Here is a 24,007-nt window from a genome sequence, read left to right as displayed (position 1 = left end):
TCAAAAAAAAAATATTTGGTAACTTTCAGCTACCAAAGTAATAAAATTTTTCTTTCATGGCTAATATTTCTAGAAATTCAATCATGTATGTTGAACTTTATAATCAATACAAGCAACCTTTAGTACCATTATCACTCGTTATTAAAGACTATTTCCCACATCTTTCAACGCAAATAGCAAAACGTAAAGCATCAAAGCAAGAGCTCCCATTCCCTGTTGTAAAATTCTGTGAAAGTCAAAAAGGTGAGTATTTTGTTAGTCTCATAGAGTTAGCACATTTTTTCGAATCAAGATCAGAAATGGCTACTCGTGAATTTAAAGTGTTGAATGATTATAAACGTTAAAGAAGATTTTGAATGGATGATTGTTTTACAAATTGCATAGCATCCTCGAATTCAAGAACTTTACTTCTTATACCGTTAAGATTTACATAGCGTTTCAGACTATTCCAATCGCTGTGAAGCGTATACTGTTGCATCTGGGGGATACTCATGCCACTTTCAGCTAACCGTGTTGCAGCCTCATGCCTTAGGTCATGAAATCTCAAATGTTCAATATTTTCAATTTTTTTAATTTTTTGCCAGCTTCTATCAATTGTGTCGGCATTTATTGGAATAAGCAATCCAGGATCCCCACCACGTAAAAGCATTTTTGTTCTAATAGGCTCATCAAGTAATTTATTTATAATATGAACCGCCTTATCTGTTAACTTAAACCATTTGTTATTCCCTTCGCTACCGTTTGGGTTTTTAATATTGGTTAGGAACCATTTTTTATTATTTTTATCATAGTCAGCAAGTCTTAATCGTGTTAGTTCATTCAAGCGTCTTCCCGTATATATTGCTAACCATACAATTAGGTAAATAGGTGTATTAGTATAATTTTTAAGATGAAACTCTACATATGATCTTCTGGTTATTTTCTGAAGTTCCTCACAAGTTGGTAATATTTCCCTCTTCCTTGACTCATTAATTATCCTCGCCTTTCTTAACCCTTTTAAAGCTTTTTCATACTCATCGAAATTTATAGCATATCCCCATGCAAGTTCAGCATGATCCAATACACTCTTTATGTATCGTAGCTCATATAAAATTGTACTAGGTTGGACTGATGGTAAATTTAACGAACAATTTTCATATCCTCTGAATCTTTTTTGAGCATGAACAGTGATATCCATGCGAGTCAGTTTTGTTATGTCTATTTGGGCTATATCGAATTTTTGAATTAATTTTAGTGTTGCAATTTTACTTCTTCCAAAATTTTTCACCTCATCTAAATATCTTTCGATTGCCCTTTCAAGAGTCAAATAACCAGTATTATTAAATTTAGAACTAGTTGACATTAGAATCGGATTCTTTTCTAATTTCTCTTCTTCTTTTTTTAGCCACTCTTTAGCTAAACTTTTACTACTAAAAGTTTCGGAGTCATAGTAATTTATTCCATCTTTTTTACGTCGGATGTTTATTACAGCTCTATACCTAGTACCCTTAGTTTTTGATTTTAATTGAGTGATCGTTCCCATAATTTGATACTTTTTTATACTATTAAAATTATAGTAGCAAATTTAGTATCAAATAGTTTTGAAATAGTGCAGAAAAGTACAATATATGTACAAATCTTACGTGACGGCTGAGAATTCATATGACTGATATATTTAATAATTTCAAACAAAACAAGCCTCCCCGAATTTCCGTCGCACCCATGATGGATTGGACGACCCGTGATTACCGCTTTTTTGCACGTCTATTCAATCCAAATATCATCATGTACACCGAGATGGTAACCACAGGCGCAATTTTATTTGGCGATGCACCCCGTCATTTAGATTACAGCAAAGAAGAACACCCTATTGTGTTACAGCTTGGTGGATCAAATCCTAAAGACCTCGCAACCTGCTCTAAAATGGCTCAAGATTGGGGCTATGATGAAATCAATTTGAATGTTGGTTGTCCTAGTGATCGCGTTCAAAACAATAAAATTGGTGCTTGCCTCATGGCTGAGCCTGAGCTGGTTGCTGAATGTATTGCTGAAATGCAAAATGCAGTTGATATTCCCGTCACGGTAAAACACCGAATCGGCATCGATGATATGCAATCTTATGAGGAGATGCTGCATTTTGTCGATACCGTTGCAAAAACGGGATGTCAAAATTTTATCGTGCATGCACGCATTGCTTTACTACAAGGTTTGTCACCGAAAGAAAATCGGGACATTCCGCCTTTACGTTATGAAGATGTTTATCGCTTAAAGCAAGATCGCCCAGAACTATTGATCGAAATCAACGGTGGGATCAAAACATTTGCTGAAACTCAACAACACTTACAGCATGTGGATGGTGTCATGATTGGTCGCGAGGCTTATCACAATCCTTATCTACTGGCTGAACTAGGACAATTATGGAGTTTGTCAGCACCTGATCGTTTTGAGATCATGCAGGAGATGATGCCATATATTGCAAAACGTTTAGCTGATGGTGCGCCACTTTCAGTGATTACACGTCATATTTTAGGCTTATTTCAAAACCTTCCTGGTGCACGAAAATGGCGACAAGCCCTGAGTGGGGGTAACGCGAAAACATTAAAAGATATTGAAAATGCCTTAATCGGTATGCAACAAGCCATTCAAAGACATGCTGAACAAGAAAGCTTAAAAATCAATGCTGAATAAACCAATTTCATCATTAAAAAGGTCTCTTGATAGAGACCTTTTTTGATAATCACTTTTAGGCTTGTTTTGCTTGAATCGAATCTAATCGTTTTAACACTTCAGCCACTGCTACCATTGCAAAACTTGATGTCACCACCACGGCTGAACCATAACCACCACATCTTAACCCAGCACTCGCACAAATATCAGCATTCGAAAAAGGATTATCCACCGAATAAATACAGGTGATACCGAACTTCTCTTTCGGCTTTTTACAGATACCTTTTGAGCGTAACTGACTTCTTAATTTTGCCAGCATCGGGTCGTATTCTGTTTTTGACAAATCTGCGACCCGAATTTTGAGTGGATCTAATTTACCACCAGCACCACCAGATACAATCAAAGGGACTTTATTGAAACGACAATGTAGCATCAATGCGAGTTTTGCTTTGACATCATCAATGCAATCCAACACAACATCTGGATTTGAACTCAAAATCTCCGTTACATTTTCAGGCGTTAGATAATCATCAATTAAATTGATTTTTATACGTGGATTAATTTGGCGACAACGCTCTGCCATCACTTCAATTTTTTCATGACCTAATGTTGATGTCATCGCAGGTAACTGACGATTAATATTTGACGCTGCAACAGAATCCATATCAACTAGTGTTAACTCGCCCAAACCTGTTCTAGCCAAAGCTTCGACAGCCCAAGAGCCAACACCGCCAATACCAATCACCATGACATGACTGTTTTCATAATGCTGAAAATTTTCTTCACCATAAATTTTGGCTACACCGGTAAAACGGCGTTCATATTCATCATCATGAACTAAGTCAGTCATATTGCTCTAACACTATTTGGAAAAGGCGTATTTTAGCAAAACTTCGGAGGAATAGAGAGTTTTGAACTCACGACAATTTCAGTTCATTTTTTAGGTTGAGTGCAGACACACTATTCTCCCAAACACGTTGCGCAATGTCTTCGACTTTTGTATTTAAACTATGTGCCAAACCTTCTAAAACATAAATTAAATTCTGTGGGGTATTACGGGTACGGTGTTCAGTTGAAGCTTGACAACATAATGGCGTCATATCAGGACAGTCTGTTTCAATGACCAGATGTTCAATACCAACATACTGAACTGTTTGGTGTAATTTTTTAGCATTGGGATTGGTAATCTGTCCCGTGACCCCTAACTTAAATCCAAGTTGAATAAATGCCTTCGCTTCTTCTATCCCTCCACTGAATGCGTGGGCGATACCACCGTGAACAAATTGCTTTGCTTTTAACAGCCTTAATGCTTCAGCATGAGATTTACGAATATGTAACAGCACAGGAAGCTTAAATTGTTGAGCCAAATCGACTTGTTGCGCAAAAAAATCCTGTTGCTTAGCGAAAACTTCCGACTGCTTATGTTGCTTGAGAAAAGTATCTAAACCAATTTCTCCAACGGCGATGCATTGTTGTACTTCAAGAATTTTTTTTAGATCGTCTAGATGATGAGGCTGATGTTGTTCGATATAAAAAGGATGTAGACCAGGAGCGAGATAACTCCTCGGTGCCTGATCTAAACCATTTAACCAATGGTGTGTTTCAATCAATGTATGAAAGCGTTGGTGTTGAAACCCAATCAGTACAAGGGCATCCACTCCCTTCTGTTTAGCCTGATACGCAAGTTGCTCACGATCGAAGTCAAAATCTTCTACATCAAAGTGCGTATGCGTATCAAACAAACGTGGCATGGACATGTTATTTTGCTTCACCTGCAGCTTGAGGTACAGCAACTTGAACCGAAGGATGAACAGCCTCCAGCATTTCAGGTTTAATCACACCCTGTAGCTTTTCATAAGGAATCGTAAGTCTTGGCAAACCCACCACATAAGGACCAATTTCATATTCACCGTATTGAAGAATTAAACCCTTCTTACCCAAATAATAATTATCAGTGAGTTTAAATTTCCAAGCCTCTTCATACTCTTCAACGTTATCTGCTAACTGCGAATCTATGACCCATTTTTTAAATTCATCATGGGCCAATTGATTTAATTTATTCTTTTGGTCTTTCACTAAAATTTGATCTAGTGACACTTGTTTCTGCTGTTTCAAATCAAAATTAAAGTAAGTTTGTGAAGAAGAACCATGTGCACCTCCTAAATAGTTACTCGTATTCAATACGACGGTTGCAAGTGGTCCTTGTGAATTTAAAATTTTAGGACTAATACTCAAACTAATTTGATGTCCAACCCCCAAGTGCTTTAACTCTTTATCTAAACCCACAAAGTTATCAATATAGGGCTGAATCTGCTCTGCAAGTAACTGCGCTGCAGTTTTATATTCAACAACTTCACTTGCGGCTTGAGTATCTTTGTCTTTAGGCAGCGTCTGCTCAGGTTCGAACAACTCTAGCGTTTCTTGTAAATTTTTGATAATCGCTTGATCAATTAAGCCATCTAACACAAATTGATTCGTTCTCAATCGATCAATTGAAATTTCTGGACAATTGTTACCATCACATTCTACCAACCGAACAGGCACTTTTTCAGTTTCACCCTGAAGCACGAGTATCTGAACTTCCGATGCTGCTTGAGTTTGAGTGTCAGGTGACTCTTTAGGCCCGTCCCCTTTTGGCTGACATGCGCTCAGCGTAATTGCGGCAGTAAGTACAGATACAGTCCAAACTATTTTATTTTTTAACATCTCACAACCTTGAGGAGAAACTGTCATTTATCATTGATTTAAGCCTAACCCGATGAAATTGATAGCTCAAGCTTCGTTTGTATGGGTTTAACTGCAATTGTATATGCTACATTACAATATTTGTAATATTTCAAAACATCTTTTGAAAGATCTGCGGTACAACCACCTGCTTGGTTTGAGCATGATTCAAATAGATATCCAATTGCTCACCACCTTTGACAATTTCGTTCGCACGAATATGAACACCAATCCCTTCACCATCAAAGAACCATTCCTGATTTTGCCAGCTGAGATTCACTGGAGCGATACTTCTCACTTCACCACTCTGGGCCTTTAACCATTTTTGATAGGACACTTGAAGTATTCTTTCAAAATCATTTATTTGGTTCTTTTGAATCACATCCTGCAACTGTAAAACTTTTTTCTGCTTTCGATCCAATACCATAAAGTAACCACGATCTTTAACGATCACTTCAGCTTGTTTTGTGTTAACAATGAATTGGATCAACACATATTGATTTCGTTGGGTGGCGACTTGCGTCAGTATATCCAACTCATAAGGCTGATTCAGTGAAAACTCCTTCATCCATGATTCAGAGCGACTTATATAGGTTTCGATGGATTGATCCAAACTCAATTGTTCTTTTTCATTGATTTGATCTTGAATCACAAAAGCCAAATGGTTGTTAAGTTGTTGATTGACCCACTGATCTGCGGTTTTTAAACTTAAAATTTCAATTTTTTCACAGACCGATTTTGTGCAATTTTCGCTCTTTATTTCAACTTGAAACGCGTCATCATTTAAGTCTGGTAACACATCAGCGTTTTTAACTTGGGCAGACTGCCCTGACTTTTGTGTCTTAGACTCTGGTTGTTTTTCACAAGATGCCATCCCAATGACTAAGGTAGCAAGAAGAATACGCAATCGTTTTTTTTGTAAGTTTAGAGTAATCACAAAAATCAACCAAAATTAAAGCATTGGTTATTCTGATACAAAAACAGCTTCACGAGGAAGCTGTTTTACATTTTCAAGCAAAATTAATGTTCACGTGTATTACGGAAAACAATATCAGGATAACGCTCTTGCATTAATTGTAAATTGACACGGCTAGGTGCTAAGTACGTTAAATGCCCACCACCATCAACTGAAAGTTGGTCATGTGCTTTTTTCTTAAATTCGTTAAATTTTTTCTCATCTGGACATGAAACCCAACGAACAGTGTTAATGCTCACAGGCTCGTAAATACAATCTACTTTGTATTCTTCTTTTAAACGATAAGCAACAACTTCAAATTGAAGAACACCCACAGCACCGACAATAAGATCATTACTGTTTTGTGGCATAAATACCTGAGTTGCACCTTCCTCTGAAAGCTCTTTTAAACCTTTTTGGAGTTGCTTCGATTTCAAAGGATCTTTTAAACGAACACGGCGGAACATTTCAGGAGCGAAGTGAGGAATACCTGTGAATTGCAAATTTTCACCCGAAGTGAAAGTATCGCCAATTTGAATCGTACCATGGTTATGTAAACCAATAATGTCACCTGGCCATGCCTCTTCTAAATGCTGACGATCACCCGCCAAGAACGTTAATGCATCTGAAATACGCACATCTTTCCCAATACGCACATGCTTCATTTTCAAGCCTTTTTCATATTTGCCTGAGCAGATACGCATGAAAGCAATACGATCGCGGTGTTTAGGGTCCATATTGGCTTGAATTTTAAAGACAAAACCAGAGAAACCCTCTTCAGTCGCTTCAACTTTACGGTCTTGGGTAGGATGTGCTTTTGGTGGTGGTGCATATTCACTAAATGCATTTAAGACATGGTCTACACCAAAGTTACCCAACGCTGTACCAAACAATACTGGAGTTTGACGCCCTGCTAAGAATTCTTCACGATCAAGCGGTTCATTTGCCATTTGAACTAATTCTAGTGACTCTTCAAATGCAGCCCAAGCTAATTCACCGACTTTTTCACGAAGGTCAGCATGGTCATAACCGTCACGAATTTCGATATCGGTAATGGTTGAACCAAAACCTGCTTTATAGACATAGAATTTTTCTTCGATCAGATTAAAAACACCCGCGAAGTCACGGCCTGTACCTAAAGGCCAAGTTAAAGGTACGCATTTAATCTTAAGTACGTTTTCAATTTCATCGAGTAGTTCAAGTGGCTCGCGAATTTCACGGTCCATTTTGTTAACGAAAGAAATAATCGGTGTGTCACGCATACGACACACGTCCATCAATTTAATCGTACGATCTTCGACACCTTTCGCACCATCAATCACCATCAACGCTGAGTCTACGGCTGTAAGGGTACGATATGTATCTTCAGAGAAATCTTCATGCCCCGGTGTATCGAGCAGGTTGATCATTTTGTCTTTATAAGGGAACTGCATCACAGAGGTCGTGATCGAGATACCACGCTCTTTTTCCATTTCCATCCAATCTGATGTCGCAGCACGGTCAGATTTACGGCTTTTTACCATACCTGCAACTTGGATCGCTTGCCCCCACAACAATAACTTTTCCGTCATTGTGGTTTTACCCGCATCGGGGTGGGAAATAATGGCAAATGTACGTCGCTGAGCAACTTGCTCCGCTAACTCTTGCTTAAAGCTCATGAATAACACCTACTGCAGACATGCAGTTTAGAAGATCAAAAAAGATCAAAATAAAAATTGGCGATATTGTAGCAGATCAATACCGAATGTGAATGTGATGAATCAGAAACTGACCAGAAGTTAATAGTTCTTAAATGTGCTTTCTAAACGATCCACAGGTAATGGCATACCCAATAAATAGCCTTGTAATTGCTGACAACCTAAACGTTTTAAGATATCGGCTTGTTTTTGAGTTTCAACGCCTTCAGCTGTCACCACCAAACCTAAACGTTTAGCCAATACAATAATACTTTCTAAGATAATTTCATCTTTAGTATTGGGTGAAAGATTTCGAATAAATTCACGGTCAATTTTAAGCTCATCTACCGGGAGATTCTTTAAATATAAGAAGCTAGAATGACCAGTTCCAAAATCATCAATCGCAAGCCCAATCCCCAGGTTTCGCAGGCTCTCAAAAGTACGAATACTGACATCGATATGATGCATTGCTGTCGATTCAGTAATCTCAATAATTAAATGGGCTGGATCGATCTGGTATTGCGTGATTAAACATCTTAATGTATCTACCAGCGCTTTATGTTCAAATTGTACAGCTGATAAATTTACAGCGATCGGACAGAAAGGCAATTTCTTTTTTTGCCAAGCTTGAATCTGTATACACGCTTGTTCAAGGGCCCAGTAGCCCATTTTAATAATAAGACCTGTTTGCTCCGCACCCTCAATAAACATATTTGGTGCTAGAAGTCCTAGACTTGGATGCTTCCAACGAATTAAAGCTTCAACGCCACAAATTTTAAAATCTGCTGTGAATTTCGGCTGATAAAATAAAATGAATTGTTGTTCTTCAACAGCACGATACAAATCATTAATAAGTTTTGATTGGCTACGTGCGATTTCTTGTTGATCTAATGAATAGTTAAACACACTGTAAGTATTGCGACCTTGCTCTTTGGACATCAGCATTGCAGCATCAGCATTCACCAACAAATCATGTAAATCAGCACCATGATCTGGATAATAGACCACACCTAAACTTGCTGAGATATTGATTTCCTTCCCAGAAATCACAAAGCCTTCTTGGATTTTACTCAATACTAGATTGGCAACTTGATCAATTTGGTCTGTAGAAAAGTCTTCAACAACCAATAAAAACTCATCACCACCAATACGAATTAATTTTTGGTTTTTTTCGAGTAATGCATGAAGTCGATGTGCTAAATTCACTAAAAGCTGATCACCAATATGATGTCCAAAAGCATCATTTACTGCCTTGAAACGATCCAAATCAATATAAATGAATGCAACTTTATGATCTTTAGATTGGTGAAGTGAAAATAATGAAGTGGTGTAATCAAGCAAAAAAAGTCGATTTGGAAGTTTGGTCAAATTATCTTGAAGGGCAAGGCTTTCCAATTCCTTATTCATTTTGATTAGTTGTTGATTTCTCTCTTCAAGTCGTAATTCTAAAATAGCGACAAAAAAACTGACCACCAAGACTAAGCATGTGACAAATATAATGACAAAAAGTAATAAACCTTGACCTTCATGGAGTTGATTCAATGCTGCATATTTGGCATCCACGGGTTGGAAAGTCGCAGCCGCCATACCAATATAATGCATTCCCACAATACTAAAAGCGATCATGAATGCCACGGCAAGCTTGAATGCCAATTTATTGTGATAGGTACGCTTATATTTAAACATCAGCCAGAATGACAATCCTGAACCACATACAGCAATCAGTACAGAAAAAATCACCAAAATGGTGTCATAACGAATAATGTAGTTGGGAACGATCAATCCCGCCATTCCAGTATAGTGCATACCTGAAATACCGAAACCCATCAGAAGTGCACCCAAAACCAATCTAGCTAAAGGAAGTGTAGATCTAGTCGTGAGCCATATGGCAAAAATTGAAGCGAGAGCTGCGATCACATAAGAAAATAGCGTCAAACCTACATCGAAACTATGATCTTCGGGCAAATGACAAGCCAGCATTCCAACAAAATGCATGACCCAAATCGCAAGACCAAATATCATGCCACTTACACCGAGCAGCACTTTTTGACCAACTGGGTTTTTGTGGGTACTAATGAGTTGTTCAAATGAAATAGCAATAAAGCAGACGATCACTGCCGCCACAGCAGAACCCGCCACCATTGCATAATCGTAACTCATATGAATCATATAGAGACTTATCCGTACCTGAACCTGTTTTTATTTTATTTAAACCCCAAAAGTACAGCAAATAAATGTAAGAAGGTTCAACTTTTTAATGAGCATTTGTCGCCTACAACAATATCACCATCTCATTGAACGTCAAGTTGTTTTTCGGCGAGATCCATAAAAAATGGCGTATCGAAATACGCCATTTTTAAGTAAAACTTAACAATAAATATTTTTATTTTTGCAAGACAATGTAATCGAGCAAGATATGAGCTGATTCAGTGACAAATGCCTCTTCTTCAGGTAAAGGTGGGCGTTGATTAGTTTTCATCTTAGCACGCGATTCAGCCAAAGCTTCCATCGACGCCTGATAACTTTCCCAATTTGGATAAGCAGTTTTACCCATTGCTATACGGCGTTTGTTTTCTTCTGCCAACGTTTCTTTTTCCAAAGCGATGAGTTCAGCTTTACGTTGATCGATATCCAACACGATTTGTTTTTTCTCTTTAGCTTTCTGCGAAATCGCTTTACGCGCTTCTAGATACTTAAATTGAATATCATTCGCAACACGCTGTTTTGAATGAGCAGCTAATTTTGGTACAAATGCTTGCACTTCTCCCTCACGTTTGAAAGGAGCTGTAGGGATGGTATCCCACTCTAAAGCATTCTTAGCTTTACGCTCCCCAAACTCTTCATCGTAGATATCAACCAATTGAATATCAGGCACAACCCCTTTATTTTGTGTGCTTCCACCAGTAACACGGTAAAACTTTCGTTGCGTCAATGTCGCTTGACCATACGCTAAGCTGTCCAATTGAACTTGAGCTGTACCCTTACCTGTCGTAGTACTTCCAATCACAATTCCACGACCATAATCCTGCACAGCAGCTGAATAGATTTCACTTGCTGATGCAGAAGCCAGATTCACCATGACAGCCAATGGACCTGCGTAGGTTTGAGCGCCTCCATCACGATCTTCGAAGACACTGACGTTACCATTCCCATCCCGAATTTGAACCACTGGACCAGATTTAATCACTTGCCCAATCATTTTTGCCACTTCTTCGAGTGAACCGCCAGGGTTATTACGAAGATCGACGATAATGCCATCGACATTTTGCGCAGCTAAACTTTTCAATGCATTATTGGTATCTTCAGATACTGAACGATAGCTTTCACCAGCACGACGGGCACGGTAGTTGTAATAGAACGATGGAATTTCGACTACCCCAACTTTATGTTTCTTGCCATCTCGTACAATTTCTACTGTTCTTGAACGTACACCTGCATCCTCTTCTTGAATCACATCACGTACGATAGTTACGGTACGTGCCTGACTCATAGATGCTCCAGGTCCGAGCAATTTAATGGTGACTTTAGTCCCACGCTTACCTCGGATCAATCCAACGATTTCAGAACTGGTCCATCCAATGACGTCGACCATTTTGTCACCGTCTTGCGCGACACCAATAATACGATCACCAGACTTAACCTGTCCTGTCTTAAACGCAGGACCACCATCTACGATCGTCTCGATACGCGTATAGTCTTCATTCCCGCGTTCTGGGCGGATCGACACACCAATCCCCTCAAGCTGCAATGTGGTCTGACGATTTAACTCAATCGCATCGATTGGTGGGAAATAATTACTGTGCGGGTCATAAGTCGCTAACATAGCATTGAGCGTTTTTTCTAAAACGTCATCGCTTTTTGTACGCTTCATACGTTCTAATTGACGCATATAGCGCTTGGTCAAAGTCTGAACTGGCGTTAAATCTTCAGCTGAAGTGAGATCTTGCCCTGCTGCTAAAGAAGGATCATCTTTCAGCGCTTTTTGCTTAGCCAAATCTTCTTCTTTAGCAATCGTTAAATTGATTAACTGAGACACCAGCATTTTGCGCCATTGATTTTCTTGCTCAGCTTTATTTTTGAAAAATGGAGCCTTTTCACGATCAGACTCGATAAACACATTAGGTTGATTTAGGTTTTGCGGTTTTTTTAACTCCGCCAACATAAACTCATAGAATGACTTTAAACGATCACGATATTGAGCGTGAATGGCATAAGGTCCTTCAAGGTTACCCGCTTTGAGCGCCGCTCCAAAAGTTGGTCCGTATTTTTTCTTATAGTTTGCCACTTCATCTGCCAAGAAAAGGCTATGGTCAGGATCAAGACTATCAATATACATATCAAAAATACGTTGTGAGGTCGTAGCATCTAAACGCATATTTAAATAGTGCTGACGATCCACCAAAGTTGCTAATTGTCTTGAAACTAAAGCTTGTTCTTGTGTGGGCTTTATATTCTGAACCTGTTGAACCGCTGGTTCATTCGCTGCGATCGCAACATTAATTGTATGACCAAAAAATAAACCACCAGTGGCAATGGCTACCGCGCAAGCGATTGTTTGAAGTTTCATAACGAATTTGTCTTTCCTTGGATAAACCAAATTTACACTATTGTTTTCAGATAGAAATATTAATATTCAAAACCTTAAACAACTTTTTTATTTCTGCCGTATAGTTTTATCATAATCTGTACGGAGAAAATGTAGCAAATCATTGCAAAATTCGGGTATTGTTTTCTCTTTTAAAATTAGAATCACGGATTCCACTATGATTGGCGCATTGATGCTTGATATTGAGGGCACAACACTTAATCAAGAAGATATTCAACTCCTTCAATCTCCACAAGTCGGTGGAGTCATTTTGTTTGGAAGAAATATTGAATCACCTCAACAAGTTCGCGCCTTAACGGATCATATGCGCCAAGTTCGCCCCGATATTTTAATTGCAGTCGATCAAGAAGGTGGACGCGTACAACGTTTAAAACAAGGCTTCACTCTCCTTCCTGCTATGGGACGTTTCGGTGAGCTCTATCTAAGACAGCCAGAACGCGCAATTGAATTGGCTGAGCAATGCGGTTGGCTCATGGCTACCGAAGTTCTTGCAGTCGGGATCGATTTCAGCTTTGCACCTGTATTAGACCTTAACGACATCAGCGATGTTATTGGTGACCGTGCTTTTGCTAAAAATATCTCAGATATCATCCCTTTAGCCCAAGCCTTTATGCAAGGTATGAAACGCGCTGGTATGGCAACCACGGGGAAACACTTCCCTGGCCATGGCTCGGTTAAAGCAGATTCACATATTGCTGCAGCTGTGGATACACGAAGTTATGCTGAAATTGAAGCTCAAGATATGCAAAGCTTTATTCAACTCCAACCTCAACTTGACGCACTCATGCCAGCACATGTGATTTATGAAAAAGTAGATCCAAATCCTGCTGGTTTTTCTCAGTATTGGGTTCAAAAAGTACTTCGTGAAACACTTGAGTTCGATGGTGTCTTGTTTTCTGATGACTTAAGTATGCAAGCAGCTTGTGTTGCAGGTGGTGCAGATGCTCGCATCAAAGCCGCGCTTGAAGCTGGCTGTGATATGGGCTTAGTCTGCAATAATCGGGAATCTGCATGTGTCGCGCTCAGTGCCATAGAGAATTATCCATTGCCGAACCAAGAACGCTTAGAGCGTATGCGCGGTAAGATTCAAGAGATTCGCATTGGTGAACAACTTGACTTAGGCAACGAATGGAAATCTGTCAAAAAGGTCATTGAAGATTTTAGACAATCATTTTAATAATAAAGGGAGCATCTAAATGCTCCCTTTATCTTGACCAATCCAATAATAATCATAGCTAAGGATGTGTATGTCTCAATCAAAACAATCAAAGCACCGTCATATTTCGTTTACTGCTCACTACACTGGCTATATTTGGTACCAAATGGGTATCTCTCACGAAGCATTTGCGACTTCGAAAGGTAAAGCGTTGGCGCAATTCGCTCACCCTTTTGAAAGTATGGCTGAGAAGTTTATCGGTGGAAGTATGCGTTCAACTCTGAAGACACGACATACATTATTAGACGACCATTTAAAATTATTAATCAAACAATATCCAAACCTGCAAATTTTAGAAATTGCAGCGGGACTTTCACCTCGTGGTTGGTGGTTTAGATCTCATTATCCCGAAATAGATTATCGCGAATTAGATTTACCAGACATGGCTACCACAAAACAATCCGCTTTGAATAAAATCGATCCCGAAAGCCCTAAAGTTTTATCAGCAGACTTATTCACGGATGATTTCAAAACAGCTTTTGACGAATTCGACCCAACACGACCGCTAGTGATTATCAGTGAAGGATTAATCAATTATTTTAATCAAGATTTACTCAAACAATTGCTGAATTCAATTGTACGTTTTGGTCAACCATTCCAAACGCTTCATTATTTAACTGACCTTTATCCCGAACCTGTCCAACATAAACTGGCTAACTTAATTTGGTCGAGCAGCAAATTACTCAAATACGCTTCAAGAAGTGCATTTACCTTCCACTTTAAAGACCCTTTAGAGGTACAGCACTTTTTTAAACTGTCAGGTTTTACTGAAGTTGAAGTCATTCAACCTCAACTGTATTTTGAAAAAAATAATCAAAATATGGATACAGATCAGCATCTTGGTGATCTAGTATGGATGATTCATGCAATAAAATAATGATTCGTTTATCTAAATATTAAGAAGAGTCTATTTTCTGATTCAATTGAATTCAATGACAGCCTAATCCACGCTGTCATTGTGTTTATGGGTATCTATAAATTGAAGTAAGCGATCAGCTACTTCAAAATAACCATGCTTGAATAATGCTCTTACTTCATTTCCAATAAAATCGAACAATAAACATTCGACAGCAAAATGTCCTTGCTCATCCTCAAATTCAATTGCAAAACTTCGAGCATTTGCCTGTAAGACTTCAACTTGAGATGGGTCATCCAAAAAGAATGATACACCAAAGTAATTCAGGTCTTTAATTTCAACTTCAAAACGTTGTGCATTTGTTTGATGAATTAAAACAGAATGCGCATTTTTAAGGGCAAATCGAACTTCCCCCCTTCGATCCAAAGATTGCATTTGGTCTTTATCTAAATAAATGATCCCATCTAGATTGTGAATCGATTCGCCTTTTAAGAAACTGGTAAAAAGATTCATGGTTTCTTTTCGGCGTTGCAGTTGAGGCACATGATCCGCATTTGCAATCATTGCAAACTCAACATCAGGACATTGCAAGGCAAAATTCGCATTCTCAAATGGCAAAGTAAAACTATCGAATTGACCACATGCGACCAATGTTTTACACATCGGTATTGGAACATGGGAAAGACGCAATAAACGATTACAGTTGATTTCATATCGCTCACGCTCAGCGATATCAAACTCAGACATCTGCTTATAAAAAAGTCGTTTAGCTGTTGGAGACATACGCGTTTGATCTAATTTTGCATGATTCACCAAGTACAAAATGACAGCCTGACCAAACTCATCCATACGTTGCTCTTGCATCAATATTAATGACTCTTCAAGCAACATACGCCAGCTTTTCCGCGTCTTCTGCATGACGCCCATCAGAATCAATTGATCTACCAGTTCTGGGCGATAATGAGCAAAACAGGAAGCAACCACAGAGCCTAATGACATCCCCATGACAGAGACTTTCTTAATCTCCACCAAATCCAACCATTGACCTAACATTTTTGAAAGCTCTGGTAGCTCTAGAGTACCAGCAGAAATTCCAGTATCACGATTGTGGATTTGTTGATTTGAACCTAAAGATGGTAAGTCGATTAAAATAACAGGTCCTTTCTCGAAGAGCTGTTCAACGCAATATTTATATGAATTAAAATTTTGAAATGCGCCTCCGACAATCAGCGTTGGCGTCTGGTACAGTGTTTCTGGCGATGCGATCGCCATATATTCAATTTTCCAGCCATCAATCCATGTGGTTCGTGGCGGCTCTTTAAAACTATTTTTATGGTACAGATCAAAAAAATGAGTGCTGTCTTCAGCTGAATAATCTTCAAGCTCCATTTTTATCATGGAATTCATTCCCTTATCTCCATTTGGCTTTATTGTTTTGTTTTCACAGCCGTTAATTTGATCATACTCTCAATTCGTTATGATTATGCAACATAATTAACATTCATTTCATTTTATACAGATGCATGAAATCTGCGCAATGCAAGAATTCACCTTTTATCTTTTTTAACTGCCGTTAGGTTCTAAAAATAGTTACAAGTTTTATCAACTTAGCTTTTTTCGCTGATAAACATAGATTGTTGTCATCTGCGCTGCTACTATTTGAATGAGATTTTAAAATGATCAGTTAAACTGCTATGCAAGACTCCATCGAACAGTACATGCAAGTCGTCGGTCAGAATGCGCGTGAAGCTTCACGCTTTTTGGCTGGCTCTTCGACTTTTGAACGAAATAATGCTTTGACGGCAATCCATATCGCTTTGGAAGACCATCAAGCTCAAATTCTAGCTGCGAATAAACTAGACATGACTCGTGGTCATGAAAACAATTTAGACAGCGCATTACTCGATCGTTTGGAACTTACACCCACACGCTTCAGTGGAATGTTACAAGGTCTTAAAGATGTCATCAGTTTAATTGATCCCATTGGTGAAATTACTGACCTAGCTTATCGCCCGTCTGGTATTCAGCTTGGAAAAATGCGAGTGCCTTTAGGTGTCGTAGGTATGATTTATGAATCACGTCCTAACGTCACTCTAGAAGCAGCCTCTTTAGCGATTAAGTCTGGCAATGCCATCATTCTTCGCGGTGGTTCAGAAGCATTAGAGTCAAACAAAGCCATTGCTACCGCAATTCAAAAAGGTTTAGAGCAAGCTGGTGTACCAGTTAACGCAGTCCAAGTTGTCAATACAGCAGATCGTGCTGCAGTTGGGCAATTGATTACCCTCTCTGAGTATGTTGACGTTATTGTTCCACGTGGTGGCAAAGGCTTAATTGAACGTATTACACGTGAAGCGACTATTCCTGTAATCAAACACCTTGATGGTAACTGTCACGTCTTCGTTGAGGCCCAAGCAGATCTACAAAAAGCATTGCCAATTGCGTTAAATGCAAAAACTCATCGCTATGGCGTATGTAATGCCATGGAAACGCTGCTGGTTGATGAAAAAGTTGCTGATGACTTTCTGCCTCGCATTGCTGAACTTTATGCTGAAAAACAAGTTGAGTTGCGTGGTTGCTTGAAAGTCAAAGCAATTTTAGGTGAACAGATTAAAACTGCGACCGAAGAAGACTGGTATGAGGAATATCTAGGACCTATTTTAGCGGTTAAAGTAGTCAGTGGCGTTGAAGAAGCAATTTTGCATATCAATAAATACGGATCGCATCACACTGATTCGATTATTACTGAAAACTTTAGCACGGCCCGAAAATTCCTTACTCGCGTCGATTCAAGTTCGGTCATGGTTAATGCCTCTACTCGTTTTGCTGATGGTTTTGAATATGGTTTAGGTGCTGAAATCGGCATTTCAACAGATAAAATTCATGCCAGAGGTCCAGTCGGATTAGAAGGACTCACCTCACAAAAATGGATTGTTTTAGGCGATGGCCAAATCCGTCAATAAATCTAACTTAAAAAAACAAAGCCCTTTGAGTAAAGGGCTTTGTTTTTGAGTGATTCAACTCTTCATAACGAAATAAAAAACGTATAAATTAAATCAATTACAAACCAGAAGTGGTATATAAAAAATACAATACATGCTATGTTTTACGCATACAATTTAATTAAAACATAACCATCATTTATTTAATAAATGAATAAAGAAAGACTATAAATTTTAATTATTATCGCCTTAGTGGTCGATAGTGCTTAAGTCTAATCACCTAAAGTCTATCTAGGACAATAAAAAAACGCATGATACAAATGCTTCACGATCAAGAAATAACATTTTTTGTTCATTTGGAAGAAAACAAACGAAATATTAAAATTGCCAGTAAAGGAACACACCATGCCCCATTCAGTTCTTATCATCAATTGCGGTTCTTCTTCGATCAAGTTTGCATTATTACTTAAAGATCAAGATTTCCGAATTCATGGTCTTGCTGAAAACTTAGGTACGCCAGAAGCGCGCATCAAAGGCGTGACTATAGGCAACGAACCAGTTGATATTCGTATTCCAAATGCAGACCACAAAGAAGCTCTTGAAGTTGGATTATCTCGCTTAGCGAATCACAAGCCTGATGCCATTGGTCATCGTATTGTACATGGTGGTTCTTTAACTCAAGCAGAGTTAATCACCGATGAAATTATTGAAAAAATCCGTGAAGCAACACCTTTAGCTCCATTACATAATCCTGCACATCTCGTTGGGATCGAAGCGACTAAACGTTTGTTCCCAGACTTACCGCAAGTTGCAGTGTTTGATACAGCGTTCCATCAAACAATGCCAGCGCATGCCTATCGTTATGCGGTACCAAAATTTTTATACACTGAACATAATGTTCGCCGCTATGGATTCCACGGCACAAGCCATGCCTATGTATCAGATCGTGGCTCTGAGCTTGCTGGTAGTTTCCGTGAAGGTGGTTGGCTCACCGCTCATTTAGGCAATGGTAGTTCTACTTGTGCAATTTGGAATGGTAAAAGTGTTGATACCTCTATGGGATTAACGCCACTCGAAGGTTTAGTGATGGGTACCCGTAGTGGTGATGTAGATCCAAGTTTACATAATTTTTTAGCCAAAAACCTAGGATGGGACATTTACAAAATTGACAGAATGCTCAATAGCCAATCTGGTTTATTAGGACTTTCAAACCTGTCAAACGATATGCGAACACTTATCGAAGCTTCAGAAGAAGGCAATGAAGATGCTGCTCTTGCTATTGAAGTATTCTGCTATCGTCTTGCTAAATCATTAGCAGCACTCAGCTGTGGTTTACCTCGTCTTGATGGCTTATTCTTCACAGGTGGTATTGGTGAAAACTCAGCATTTATTCGTGAAAAAACATTATCTTATTTGCCACATTTTGGTTTTAACTTTAGCAAAGAAAAAAATAACCAATTAGCTCGCGGTACTGAAGGTCGTATTGATAATGGTACTGGTCCGCAAATTTGGGTCATTCCTACAGATGAAGAAGGACGTATTGCACAAGAAACAGAACATGTGGTGAATCAAATCGGAGATGTGAATTCATCTGAAAAAAAGTCTGAACTTGAAACCGCGACTGCTTAAGTAGTCGCCCGCTCAGACATATTTACATATTTCTTTTTTATTTTTAGATATAGATTTTGATGATATGAAAACAATTGTACTTGTTCCAACTGGTGAAGGTGTAGGTCTGACATCAGCGTGTTTAGGCTTAATTTATGCACTTGAGTGTCAAGGTGTAAAAGCTGGTTTTGTGAAGCCATTTTCACAAGAAGTACATGCTGAAAATTTCGATCGCACCACAGCGTTATTCCGCCATGTTTCTCAGAACGAAACAGTTGAACCAATCTCATATCAAAATGTAGTTCAGCAATTAAATGCTGGTGAAAGTGATGAGTTATTAGAAGAAGCTGTTCGTCTACATCGTCAAATTGCTAAAAAACATGATCTTATTATTGTGGAAGGGTTAGTTCCAAACAGTCGTGATAGTTTTGCATCTGAACTGAATGCTCAACTTGCTCAAGCACTAGATGCGAAAGTCATCATTGTGAGCAATGCTGATATCAAACAACCAGCCTATACAGCAGAAAAAGTAGAAACCCAATTACGTAATTTTGGTGGAGCAAACAGCAACCGAACAGCTGGTGTGCTTTTCATGCGAACCAAAGGTCTGTCCGAGGAGTCTGCACAGATTCCAGTGACCATTGATCCAAATCTTCGTCTGACACAAGAGACTCAACAATTTGTTGGGGAAATTCAAAAAACACATCCACTGATTGGTTCCGAACAACTTCCTGTTATTGCATTAGTACCATTTAGTAATACTTTAAGTGTGCCGCGAATGTCTGATATCGCGCAACATATTCAAGCAGAATGGATTAACTTAGGTGAGGCTGCACAACGACGTGTTCTGCATAGTAGCTTGATCGCTTCAAATATCGAGCGCGAACTGCACAAATTCACGGCAGGTGAACTGATTATTAGCGCATCAGATCGTATTGATGTCTTACTTGCAAGTAGTTTAGCAAGCAGCAATGGTATTCCTCTTGCAGGTTTAGTACTGACTGAACATTATGCGCCTAATCAACAAGTACTGGCTTTCTGCCAAGCTGCGATAAAACAGGGCTTACCTATTTTACACACACCACTGAGTACCTTTGAAACGGCAACCCAACTGGCTAATTTAAGCAATGAAATTCCTGTAGATGATACTGCTCGCGCTGAACAAGTCACTCGATTTGTATCTAGCCATATTGATGCGGATTGGGTAACGCAGTTGCTGAATGGCTCATACCAACCACGTCTTTCTCCATCTGCATTCCGTCATGAGTTGGTACAAAAATCAATTGCAGCGAAGAAAAGAATTGTTCTTCCTGAAGGTGATGAACCTCGTACGATTCAAGCAGCCGCGATCTGCCAATCACGTGGTATTGCTCACTGTATCTTACTGGCAAAACCAGAAGCAGTTTTAGATGTAGCCAAAGCTCGAGGGATTGAATTACCTGATGATTTAGAAATCATTGATCCAGACCTCATCCGCGACAACTATATTGCGCCAATGGTAGAGTTGCGTAAAGGCAAGTTAAATGCACTGCAAGCGAAAGAACAGTTACAAGATACAGTGGTTCTTGGAACGATGATGTTAGCACTAGATCAAGTGGATGGATTAGTTTCAGGTGCAGTTCATACCACAGCCAATACAGTTCGCCCTGCATTTCAGTTGATTAAAACGGCACCTGATTACTCTTTAGTTTCGTCTGTTTTCTTTATGTTATTACCAGATGAAGTGTATGTTTATGGTGACTGTGCAATCAATCCAGATCCTAATGCAGAGCAACTTGCTGAAATCGCGATTCAATCTGCCGATTCAGCCAAAGCGTTTGGTATTGATCCACGTATTGCCATGATTTCATATTCAACCGGTACATCTGGCACAGGTGCTGATGTTGAAAAAGTTGCTGAAGCAACACGCATCGCAAAAGAACGTCGTCCAGATTTATTGATCGATGGCCCCCTTCAATATGATGCTGCATCTGTCGAAAGTGTGGGACGTTCTAAGGCTCCTGACTCTCAAGTGGCTGGACGTGCCAATGTCTTTATTTTCCCAGATCTTAATACAGGTAATACCACTTATAAAGCTGTTCAGCGCTCTGCCAATGTGGTGAGTGTTGGACCAATGTTGCAAGGTTTGAATAAGCCAGTCAATGACTTATCTCGAGGAGCTTTGGTCGATGACATTGTATTCACCATTGCATTGACTGCCATTCAAGCAGATCAACAATTGGCATCTTAAGCTTCTAACAATTGATGTCTCCGCGTTACCTACCCTTTCGAAAGATGGGGTGGTTTTTTATTTTGAGACATCAATAAAATCAAATAGATTTGTTTTTTCTGTATATTAAAATGATAGTCATATGCCCTTAACATTGAAAAGTCATTCAGAAATATTTAAACAAATCTTTGAAATCGCAAATCAATTTAACAAAGATCAGGAAAACTATTTACTTGCTTATTCTTATTTTTTGAACTTTTTCAAAAGTAGCGAAACCCTAACTTTAGATGACATTGTGATCGGGATCAGCTTCACCTATTCATGGATGCCTACGATTTAAAAAAAAATTGATTTAACTTCAGCAGATGATCTAATCCTTATTTTGAATAAATTCAAACAGGGTCATCGCATCACAGTTGAAGAGCTTAAAATTCTCAAAAGTGCGTTCAATAATTCACTGGTGAGCGTATCTAAACTATTGCACTTTATTCACCCCGAACAATATGCAATTTGGGATAGTCGAGTATTCAGATTTTTAAGCGAGAGTAAGCCCCATCATCAAATTTTTAAACAACCAGAAACGTATTTAGCATATTTGACACTTCTTGATCAGTTGAAAAATGAGATGATGTTTGAAAAATTTTACTACTTAATGCAAAACAAAGTCGGGTATCAGATTTCTGAATATCGTGCTTTAGAACTTGCCTTCTTTAAAGGTGGATAAATGAAGAGGTAAATTAACTTGATAGGTCGATGATTTTTAGACACCTCTACACAAAAAAGCGAATATAAAGCTTACAACTCGATCTTATTGTAGAGCATAGATAGCAGCTACAGTAATACCCCCAAAATATCAACAGTGGAAGCAAATAGCCCAATCTGGAAAGTTCACTCCAGATATGATGAATATATCAAGCAAAACCTTTAGAACAGCCCACCTTTCTCGTAAACTTTCGGTCAAATCCTCAGCAAAACAGCCACAATTGAATCATTTTGTCTTATAATTTAGCCCGCTAGCTATCAGCCCGCTCAAGAGATATTTGTATGACAACTATTATCAAGCAAGACGACTTGATCACATCCGTTAAAGATGCGCTTCAGTTCATTTCTTACTATCATCCACAAGACTTCATCCAAGCAATGAGTCGTGCGTATGACCGTGAAGAAAACAAAGCTGCCAAAGATGCGATCGCACAAATCTTAATCAATTCACGTATGTGTGCCGAAGGTCACCGTCCGATCTGTCAAGATACTGGTATCGTCAACGTATTCGTTGAAGTGGGCATGGACGTTAAATTTGATTTAACAATGAGCTTAGACGACGCGATTAACGAAGGTGTTCGCCAAGGTTACTTAGAAAACTCTAACGTACTTCGTGCATCTGTACTTGCTGATCCTGCTTTTGGCCGTAAGAATACGAAAGACAACACCCCTGCTGTGATCTACCATAAACTTGTTCCAGGTAACAAAGTAGATATCACTGTTGCAGCAAAAGGCGGTGGTTCAGAAAATAAATCTAAACTTGCAATGTTAAACCCATCTGATTCAATCGTGGACTGGGTACTGAAAACTGTACCAACCATGGGTGCAGGCTGGTGTCCTCCTGGTATGCTCGGTATTGGTATCGGTGGTACAGCTGAAAAAGCCATGATGCTTGCTAAAGAAGCATTGATGGAAGAGATCAACATGGACGAGCTTCTTCGTCGTGGTCCACAAAATAAACTTGAAGAACTTCGTATCGAAATCTTCGAGAAAGTAAACGCGCTGGGTATTGGTGCACAAGGTCTTGGCGGTTTAACGACTGTTCTAGACATCAAAATTAAAGACTACCCTTGTCACGCTGCGGGTAAACCAGTCGGTATGATCCCGAACTGTGCTGCGACTCGTCACGCACACTTCACACTAGACGGTACAGGTGTTGCGAATATTATTGCACCTAAACTTGAAGACTATCCTGAAGTCACTTGGGACTCATCTTCTTCTAAACGTGTTGACTTAGATAACATCACACAAGAAGAAATGAACTCTTGGAAACCAGGTGATACGCTTCTTCTTAACGGTACAATCTATACAGGTCGTGACGCTGCGCACAAACGTATGGTTGATATGTTAAACAACGGTGAAGAGCTTCCTGTAGACCTTAAAGGTAAGTTCATTTACTACGTTGGTCCTGTTGATCCAGTGGGTGACGAAGTTGTAGGTCCTGCAGGTCCAACAACTGCAACACGTATGGATAAGTTCACACGTCAAGTTTTAGAAGCAACTGGTCTTTTCGGTATGATCGGTAAAGCGGACCGCGGTCCTGCTGCGATTGAAGCAATCAAAGACAATAAAGCAACTTACCTCATGGCTGTAGGCGGTGCTGCATATCTCGTATCTAAAGCAATTCGTGAAGCGGAAGTTGTCGCTTTTGAAGATTTAGGTATGGAAGCAATCTATAAGTTCGTGGTTAAAGATATGCCTGTATCTGTTGCAGTAGACGTTAACGGCACATCAGTTCACGCAACTGCACCAAAAATTTGGCAGGCTAAAATTGGTAAAATTCCAGTTGTAGATGCAGCTGCACAATAAA

18 protein-coding genes are annotated in these 24,007 nt (G+C 39.1%); 9 read left to right on the top strand and 9 right to left on the bottom strand.

All coding sequences use genetic code 11. The features are described 5' to 3' along the window. Positions 1–56 precede the first annotated feature (56 nt). A complete protein-coding gene (locus AC1M84_RS10500; RefSeq protein WP_481594958.1) occupies positions 57–344 on the top strand; it encodes a pyocin activator PrtN family protein in 288 nt (95 codons plus the stop codon). Here the strand turns inward: AC1M84_RS10500 and AC1M84_RS10495 are convergent. Continuing rightward, positions 341–1,522, bottom strand: coding sequence for a tyrosine-type recombinase/integrase (locus tag AC1M84_RS10495; protein ID WP_481594957.1), 1,182 nt, complete (start codon positions 1,520–1,522; stop codon positions 341–343). The genes AC1M84_RS10500 and AC1M84_RS10495 overlap by 4 nt on opposite strands. A 119-nt stretch (positions 1,523–1,641) precedes the next feature. Here AC1M84_RS10495 and dusA point away from each other — a divergent pair, with 119 nt between their 5' ends. Then, a complete protein-coding gene (gene dusA, locus AC1M84_RS10490) occupies positions 1,642–2,667 on the top strand; it encodes a tRNA dihydrouridine(20/20a) synthase DusA (protein ID WP_481594956.1) in 1,026 nt (341 codons plus the stop codon). Positions 2,668–2,722: 55 nt separating this feature from the next. On the opposite strand, the gene AC1M84_RS10485 is transcribed toward dusA, so the two are convergent. From AC1M84_RS10485 to AC1M84_RS10455, 7 genes are all read right to left on the bottom strand, one after another. Then, entirely contained in the window at positions 2,723–3,496 is a 774-nt protein-coding gene (locus AC1M84_RS10485) for a tRNA threonylcarbamoyladenosine dehydratase (protein WP_481593314.1), read from the bottom strand. A 67-nt stretch (positions 3,497–3,563) separates the two neighbouring features. Continuing rightward, positions 3,564–4,397, bottom strand: coding sequence for a TatD family hydrolase (locus tag AC1M84_RS10480; protein WP_481590402.1), 834 nt, complete (start codon positions 4,395–4,397; stop codon positions 3,564–3,566). Between the two features lie 7 nt (positions 4,398–4,404). Further along, positions 4,405–5,352, bottom strand: coding sequence for an RsiV family protein (locus AC1M84_RS10475; RefSeq protein ID WP_035265380.1), 948 nt, complete (start codon positions 5,350–5,352; stop codon positions 4,405–4,407). A gap of 130 nt (positions 5,353–5,482) precedes the next feature. Then, positions 5,483–6,307 carry a hypothetical protein gene (locus AC1M84_RS10470; protein WP_481593312.1) on the bottom strand — a complete coding sequence of 275 codons (825 nt, stop codon included), beginning with the start codon at positions 6,305–6,307 and terminating at the stop codon, positions 5,483–5,485. 83 nt (positions 6,308–6,390) lie between these two features. Continuing rightward, the gene (locus tag AC1M84_RS10465; RefSeq protein ID WP_035265298.1) at positions 6,391–7,983 is read right to left on the bottom strand and encodes a peptide chain release factor 3; all 1,593 of its coding nucleotides are present in this window, start codon (positions 7,981–7,983) and stop codon (positions 6,391–6,393) included. A gap of 120 nt (positions 7,984–8,103) precedes the next feature. Further along, complete coding sequence (locus tag AC1M84_RS10460; protein ID WP_481590365.1) at positions 8,104–10,170, bottom strand: putative bifunctional diguanylate cyclase/phosphodiesterase; 2,067 nt, start codon at positions 10,168–10,170, stop codon at positions 8,104–8,106. A 214-nt stretch (positions 10,171–10,384) separates the two neighbouring features. After that, positions 10,385–12,568, bottom strand: a complete 2,184-nt coding sequence (locus AC1M84_RS10455) for a carboxy terminal-processing peptidase (RefSeq protein WP_481594955.1) — start codon at positions 12,566–12,568, stop codon at positions 10,385–10,387. Positions 12,569–12,764: 196 nt separating this feature from the next. Between AC1M84_RS10455 and nagZ the strand changes: the two genes are divergently transcribed. Continuing rightward, positions 12,765–13,784, top strand: coding sequence for a beta-N-acetylhexosaminidase (gene nagZ / locus AC1M84_RS10450; RefSeq protein ID WP_481594954.1), 1,020 nt, complete (start codon positions 12,765–12,767; stop codon positions 13,782–13,784). A gap of 70 nt (positions 13,785–13,854) precedes the next feature. Next, positions 13,855–14,700 carry a class I SAM-dependent methyltransferase gene (locus AC1M84_RS10445; protein WP_481594953.1) on the top strand — a complete coding sequence of 282 codons (846 nt, stop codon included), beginning with the start codon at positions 13,855–13,857 and terminating at the stop codon, positions 14,698–14,700. Positions 14,701–14,763: 63 nt separating this feature from the next. On the opposite strand, the gene AC1M84_RS10440 is transcribed toward AC1M84_RS10445, so the two are convergent. Further along, on the bottom strand, positions 14,764–16,086 hold the full coding sequence (locus tag AC1M84_RS10440) for an alpha/beta fold hydrolase (RefSeq protein WP_481594952.1): 1,323 nt from the start codon (positions 16,084–16,086) through the stop codon (positions 14,764–14,766). 287 nt (positions 16,087–16,373) lie between these two features. Between AC1M84_RS10440 and AC1M84_RS10435 the strand changes: the two genes are divergently transcribed. From AC1M84_RS10435 to AC1M84_RS10415, 5 genes are all read left to right on the top strand, one after another. Continuing rightward, the gene (locus tag AC1M84_RS10435; RefSeq protein ID WP_481594951.1) at positions 16,374–17,639 is read left to right on the top strand and encodes a glutamate-5-semialdehyde dehydrogenase; all 1,266 of its coding nucleotides are present in this window, start codon (positions 16,374–16,376) and stop codon (positions 17,637–17,639) included. A 384-nt stretch (positions 17,640–18,023) separates the two neighbouring features. Continuing rightward, complete coding sequence (locus AC1M84_RS10430) at positions 18,024–19,247, top strand: acetate/propionate family kinase (protein ID WP_481591557.1); 1,224 nt, start codon at positions 18,024–18,026, stop codon at positions 19,245–19,247. Between the two features lie 64 nt (positions 19,248–19,311). Further along, positions 19,312–21,456, top strand: a complete 2,145-nt coding sequence (gene pta / locus AC1M84_RS10425) for a phosphate acetyltransferase (RefSeq protein ID WP_481593309.1) — start codon at positions 19,312–19,314, stop codon at positions 21,454–21,456. A gap of 361 nt (positions 21,457–21,817) precedes the next feature. Then, positions 21,818–22,159: a hypothetical protein gene (locus AC1M84_RS10420; RefSeq protein ID WP_481593308.1), complete on the top strand. Its 342-nt coding sequence runs from the start codon at positions 21,818–21,820 to the stop codon at positions 22,157–22,159. A gap of 320 nt (positions 22,160–22,479) precedes the next feature. Continuing rightward, positions 22,480–24,006 carry a fumarate hydratase gene (locus AC1M84_RS10415; protein WP_035265279.1) on the top strand — a complete coding sequence of 509 codons (1,527 nt, stop codon included), beginning with the start codon at positions 22,480–22,482 and terminating at the stop codon, positions 24,004–24,006. Position 24,007 lies beyond the last annotated feature (1 nt).

Source organism: Acinetobacter sp. 24-47-66, assembly GCF_056779755.1.
The sequence above is the reverse complement of the archived record's forward strand: the minus strand, read 5'-3'. Positions and strand labels throughout refer to the sequence as shown.